The sequence below is a fragment of the Stenotrophomonas sp. Y6 genome (genome assembly GCF_022436665.1).
Classification (GTDB): Bacteria; Pseudomonadota; Gammaproteobacteria; order Xanthomonadales; family Xanthomonadaceae; genus Stenotrophomonas; species Stenotrophomonas acidaminiphila_A.
Genome location: NZ_JAKUKB010000021.1, coordinates 1 through 5358, shown reverse-complemented (window position 1 = coordinate 5358; position 5358 = coordinate 1). Strand labels below are relative to the sequence as shown.

General features: G+C 54.3%; 2 tRNA genes and 3 rRNA genes. All 5 read left to right on the top strand.

Annotation, left to right across the window (positions count from 1 at the left end):
• The first annotated feature begins 196 nt into the window (after positions 1-196).
• The 5 genes from MKP15_RS16915 to rrf all read left to right on the top strand — a co-directional run bounded on the left by MKP15_RS16915 (position 197) and on the right by rrf (position 5349).
• Positions 197-1743: ribosomal RNA gene (locus tag MKP15_RS16915) — 16S ribosomal RNA — on the top strand.
• Positions 1744-1837: 94 nt separating this feature from the next.
• Positions 1838-1913, top strand: a tRNA-Ala gene (locus MKP15_RS16910).
• Between the two features lie 19 nt (positions 1914-1932).
• Positions 1933-2009: transfer RNA gene (locus tag MKP15_RS16905), tRNA-Ile, on the top strand.
• Positions 2010-2232: 223 nt separating this feature from the next.
• A 23S ribosomal RNA gene (locus MKP15_RS16900) occupies positions 2233-5110 on the top strand.
• Positions 5111-5234: 124 nt separating this feature from the next.
• Positions 5235-5349: ribosomal RNA gene (rrf, locus tag MKP15_RS16895) — 5S ribosomal RNA — on the top strand.
• The 16S, 23S and 5S rRNA genes sit together here with 2 tRNA genes alongside, the layout of an rRNA operon.
• Positions 5350-5358: the final 9 nt, after the last annotated feature.

Genomic DNA, 5358 nt, shown 5'->3' with positions numbered 1-5358 from the left:
AGGAAGAAGGCGCTGAGGCCGATTCCGAAGTTCTTTGAAAGTATGCGCAGGTATCTTGTGAGGGCGCCTGCAGGAGTGGATGACTGTCCATCTTGCAGACGTTTGATCAAGCAATGAATAGTTTGTTAAAGCAAGCGAAACGTTGCCAGAGATTGAACATCTGCAGCTAAAGCATTTGCCTTCGGGCATGTAGTTTTAAGTGAAGAGTTTGATCCTGGCTCAGAGTGAACGCTGGCGGTAGGCCTAACACATGCAAGTCGAACGGCAGCACAGTAAGAGCTTGCTCTTACGGGTGGCGAGTGGCGGACGGGTGAGGAATGCATCGGAATCTACTCTGTCGTGGGGGATAACGTAGGGAAACTTACGCTAATACCGCATACGACCTACGGGTGAAAGCAGGGGATCTTCGGACCTTGCGCGATTGAATGAGCCGATGCCCGATTAGCTAGTTGGCGGGGTAAGAGCCCACCAAGGCGACGATCGGTAGCTGGTCTGAGAGGATGATCAGCCACACTGGAACTGAGACACGGTCCAGACTCCTACGGGAGGCAGCAGTGGGGAATATTGGACAATGGGCGCAAGCCTGATCCAGCCATACCGCGTGGGTGAAGAAGGCCTTCGGGTTGTAAAGCCCTTTTGTTGGGAAAGAAAAGCAGCCGGTTAATACCCGGTTGTTCTGACGGTACCCAAAGAATAAGCACCGGCTAACTTCGTGCCAGCAGCCGCGGTAATACGAAGGGTGCAAGCGTTACTCGGAATTACTGGGCGTAAAGCGTGCGTAGGTGGTTGTTTAAGTCTGTCGTGAAAGCCCTGGGCTCAACCTGGGAATGGCGATGGAAACTGGGCGACTAGAGTGTGGCAGAGGGTAGTGGAATTCCTGGTGTAGCAGTGAAATGCGTAGAGATCAGGAGGAACATCCGTGGCGAAGGCGACTGCCTGGGCCAACACTGACACTGAGGCACGAAAGCGTGGGGAGCAAACAGGATTAGATACCCTGGTAGTCCACGCCCTAAACGATGCGAACTGGATGTTGGGTGCAATTTGGCACGCAGTATCGAAGCTAACGCGTTAAGTTCGCCGCCTGGGGAGTACGGTCGCAAGACTGAAACTCAAAGGAATTGACGGGGGCCCGCACAAGCGGTGGAGTATGTGGTTTAATTCGATGCAACGCGAAGAACCTTACCTGGCCTTGACATGCACGGAACTTTCCAGAGATGGATTGGTGCCTTCGGGAACCGTGACACAGGTGCTGCATGGCTGTCGTCAGCTCGTGTCGTGAGATGTTGGGTTAAGTCCCGCAACGAGCGCAACCCTTGTCCTTAGTTGCCAGCACGTAATGGTGGGAACTCTAAGGAGACCGCCGGTGACAAACCGGAGGAAGGTGGGGATGACGTCAAGTCATCATGGCCCTTACGGCCAGGGCTACACACGTACTACAATGGTAGGGACAGAGGGCTGCAAGCCGGCGACGGTGAGCCAATCCCAGAAACCCTATCTCAGTCCGGATTGGAGTCTGCAACTCGACTCCATGAAGTCGGAATCGCTAGTAATCGCAGATCAGCATTGCTGCGGTGAATACGTTCCCGGGCCTTGTACACACCGCCCGTCACACCATGGGAGTTTGTTGCACCAGAAGCAGGTAGCTTAACCTTCGGGAGGGCGCTTGCCACGGTGTGGCCGATGACTGGGGTGAAGTCGTAACAAGGTAGCCGTATCGGAAGGTGCGGCTGGATCACCTCCTTTTGAGCATGACAGCATCGCCTGTCAGGCGTCCTCACAAGAGACCTGCATTCAGAGTTCCACGCCGGGAAAGCCCGGTTTGGATAAGTCCCGTTTTGGGGCCTTAGCTCAGCTGGGAGAGCACCTGCTTTGCAAGCAGGGGGTCGTCGGTTCGATCCCGACAGGCTCCACCACTAAGCTTCGACAGAACTTGGGTCTGTAGCTCAGGTGGTTAGAGCGCACCCCTGATAAGGGTGAGGTCGGTGGTTCGAGTCCTCCCAGACCCACCACTCTGAATGATTGGCGCATACGAAAGAATTGATTGGGTACGGCATTGTGGCCGTTTCCTGTTCTTTTAAAACTTGTGACGTAGCGAGCGTTTGAGATGTCTATCTCGACGTGTCGTGAGGCTAAGGCGAGAGACGCAAGTCTCTTTATTGATTGAGTCGTTATATTCGTGCGTGGGCTTTGTACCCCCATGCGCATATGACCCAAGGCAACTTGCGGTTATATGGTCAAGCGAATAAGCGCACACGGTGGATGCCTTGGCGGTCAGAGGCGATGAAGGACGTGGCAGCCTGCGAAAAGTATCGGGGAGCTGGCAACAAGCTTTGATCCGGTAATGTCCGAATGGGGAAACCCACCGCTCCGGCGGTATCCTGCAGTGAATACATAGCTGCTGGAAGCGAACCTGGTGAACTGAAATATCTAAGTAACCAGAGGAAAAGAAATCAACCGAGATTCCCTGAGTAGCGACGAGCGAACGGGGAACAGCCCTTAAGCTGGTATGGTTCTAGAAAAACGGTCTGGAAAGGCCGGCCATAGAAGGTGATAGCCCTGTATTTGAAAGGGCCATTCCAGTGAAGACGAGTAGGGCGGGGCACGTGAAACCCTGTCTGAACATGGGGGGACCATCCTCCAAGGCTAAATACTACTGACCGACCGATAGTGAACCAGTACCGTGAGGGAAAGGCGAAAAGAACCCCGGAGAGGGGAGTGAAATAGAACCTGAAACCGTGTGCGTACAAGCAGTAGGAGCTCGAAAGAGTGACTGCGTACCTTTTGTATAATGGGTCAGCGACTTACTGTTCGTGGCAAGCTTAACCGTATAGGGGAGGCGAAGGGAAACCGAGTCTGATAAGGGCGCATAGTCGCGGGCAGTAGACCCGAAACCGGGTGATCTAGTCATGCCCAGGGTGAAGGTGCGGTAACACGCACTGGAGGCCCGAACCCACTCCCGTTGCAAAGGTAGGGGATGAGGTGTGATTAGGAGTGAAAAGCTAATCGAACCCGGAGATAGCTGGTTCTCCTCGAAAGCTATTTAGGTAGCGCCTCATATGTATCCTCTCGGGGGTAGAGCACTGTTATGGCTAGGGGGTCATCGCGACTTACCAAACCATTGCAAACTCCGAATACCGAGACGGACTGTATGGGAGACACACGGCGGGTGCTAACGTCCGTCGTGAAAAGGGAAACAACCCAGACCCACAGCTAAGGTCCCAAATTTTGTGCTAAGTGGAAAACCATGTGGAAAGGCACAGACAGCCAGGAGGTTGGCTTAGAAGCAGCCACCCTTTAAAGAAAGCGTAATAGCTCACTGGTCGAGTCGGTCTGCGGGGAAGATTTAACGGGGCTAAGCACAGAACCGAAGCTTGGGGTGCATAACTTTGTTATGCGCGGTAGAGGAGCGTTCCGTAAGCCTGTGAAGGTGAGTTGAGAAGCTTGCTGGAGGTATCGGAAGTGCGAATGCTGACATGAGTAACGATAATGCGGGTGAAAAACCCGCACGCCGAAAGCCCAAGGTTTCCTTGCGCAACGTTAATCGGCGCAGGGTGAGTCGGCCCCTAAGGCGAGGCAGAAATGCGTAGTCGATGGGAAGCAGGTTAATATTCCTGCACCTCGCGTAAGTGCGATGGAGGGACGGAGAAGGTTAGGTGTACCAGGCGTTGGTTGTCCTGGGGAAAGGCGGTAGGTTTGGATCTTTGGCAAATCCGGGATCCTTCAAGACCGAGCACCGAGACGAGTCTTTAAGACGAAGTCACTGATACCACGCTTCCAGGAAAAGCTCCTAAGCTTCAGCTTACGCAGACCGTACCGTAAACCGACACAGGTGGGTAGGATGAGAATTCTCAGGCGCTTGAGAGAACTCGGGTGAAGGAACTAGGCAACATGGCACCGTAACTTCGGGAGAAGGTGCACCATTGCCGGTGGCCCATGCGGGCTATAGCTGGCGATGGTCGAAGTGACCAGGCCGCTGCGACTGTTTATCAAAAACACAGCACTCTGCAAACACGAAAGTGGACGTATAGGGTGTGACGCCTGCCCGGTGCTGGAAGGTTAATTGATGGGGTCAGCCGCAAGGCGAAGCTCTTGATCGAAGCCCCAGTAAACGGCGGCCGTAACTATAACGGTCCTAAGGTAGCGAAATTCCTTGTCGGGTAAGTTCCGACCTGCACGAATGGCGTAACGACAGCGGCGCTGTCTCCACCCGAGACTCAGTGAAATTGAAATCGCTGTGAAGATGCAGCGTTCCCGTGGCAAGACGGAAAGACCCCGTGAACCTTTACTATAGCTTTACACTGAACGTTGAGTTCGTCTGTGTAGGATAGGTGGGAGGCTATGAAACTGTGGCGCCAGCTGCAGTGGAGCCATCCTTGAAATACCACCCTGTCGTGCTTGACGTTCTAACCTAGGCCCGTTATCCGGGTCGGGGACCGTGTATGGTGGGTAGTTTGACTGGGGCGGTCTCCTCCTAAAGAGTAACGGAGGAGCTCGAAGGTACGCTCAGCGCGGTCGGACATCGCGCACTGTGTGCAAAGGCATAAGCGTGCTTGACTGCAAGATCGACGGATCAAGCAGGTACGAAAGTAGGACTTAGTGATCCGGTGGTTCTGTATGGAAGGGCCATCGCTCAACGGATAAAAGGTACTCCGGGGATAACAGGCTGATACCGCCCAAGAGTTCATATCGACGGCGGTGTTTGGCACCTCGATGTCGGCTCATCACATCCTGGGGCTGTAGTCGGTCCCAAGGGTATGGCTGTTCGCCATTTAAAGTGGTACGCGAGCTGGGTTCAGAACGTCGTGAGACAGTTCGGTCCCTATCTGCCATGGGCGTTGGAAGTTTGAGAGGGGCTGCTCCTAGTACGAGAGGACCGGAGTGGACGAACCTCTGGTGTTCCGGTTGTCACGCCAGTGGCATTGCCGGGTAGCTATGTTCGGAAGCGATAACCGCTGAAAGCATCTAAGCGGGAAGCGCGCCTCAAGATGAGACTTCCCGGGGCACAAGCCCCCTGAAGGAACCATGTAGACTACGTGGTTGATAGGTCAGGTGTGTAAGCGCGGCAACGCGTTGAGCTAACTGATACTAATGATCCGTGTGGCTTGACCATATAACCTCAAGTTGCCTTGGCCGACATGACATGTCGATAGACCCAAGTGCACGCTACGTCACAAGACCTACGAGAGGCTGGCGCTTTATCCTGCTCCAACGGATAGCGACCCTCCAACCCTCTCCCTGGTGAAATTAGCGCTGTGGAACCACCCGATCCCATCCCGAACTCGGAAGTGAAACGCAGCTGCGCCGATGGTAGTGTGGCTCAAGCCATGCGAGAGTAGGTCATCGCCAGGGGCTTTACCC